1 pseudogene is annotated in these 836 nt (G+C 57.3%); it reads right to left on the bottom strand.

The annotated features are described in order from the left end of the window. A pseudogene (locus tag AC0L3E_RS34565) lies at positions 1-774 on the bottom strand (type III secretion protein); the annotation flags it as partial. Between the last annotated feature and the right edge of the window lie 62 nt (positions 775-836).

Genomic DNA, 836 nt, shown 5'->3' with positions numbered 1-836 from the left:
TTGATTTGCGTCGAACTGGTGATACGCCGCCAATTGCGGCGGCTCGACAGGAGGCCGGGGCAGCGAGTCCAGTTGGTTGACGGCCACCAGAACTGATTCCACTGCGTCTTGGTGCGTGCGCGAGGAAGGATCCATTCCGTACGCTTCCTGAATCATCAGTGATGCGATTTCCTTTTGATGGTCTCCAGGAATACGGGACAATGCGTTGCGTACACTATCAGCGAACTCGGGTGAGATCACTTGTACTTCTGCATATTTTTCCCATGATACGGGTGCGTTTTGCTTCCGGCGCAAATCGTGGGCAGTCTGTTCATTTGTGTCCGGATGCACGAACGGAATCAACCCCTCAACACGGTTTTTCAGGAATTCGGCGGTGCTTTTGTCCATCGACCAATGACCTTCCTCGGCCGGCACTCCGCTCCATGCGCTGTCTTTCAACCGAACAGCGGGACCGTTGGCCCAGGCATCCATCACCACGGTCGACCTCGGGTCGCGGCTTCCGCGCCGCAGTTCGTTCCAAATGTGACCCGTCTTGACTGGGATCTCGTTACCTTCGCCGGTTATCTCTTTCATTGACACGGAAGCACTAGAGGTCATGCTCCGCTCGTCGGCCGCCATGTGTGGGGCGTGGACGATAGCGGAAAGGGGAGCGGTCTGGTTGCAGCACGCCGCTCCCATGACTACGGCCAATGCAACCTTAATGTGGGCGTCTGCTCCCACCATTGCAACCGCCGATCCGATGCTGTTGTGGCCGTGAGAGGGAATGTCGTCCACCTTAACGTTTCCCCGGCCATGCTTGAGTAGCACGCGAACGTCGTGAACTGTTTGCCCCGCTG

This window comes from Mesorhizobium sp. WSM4822, from assembly GCF_055811155.1.
Note: the sequence above shows the minus strand (reverse complement) of the source record. Positions and strands in the feature narration are given on the sequence as shown.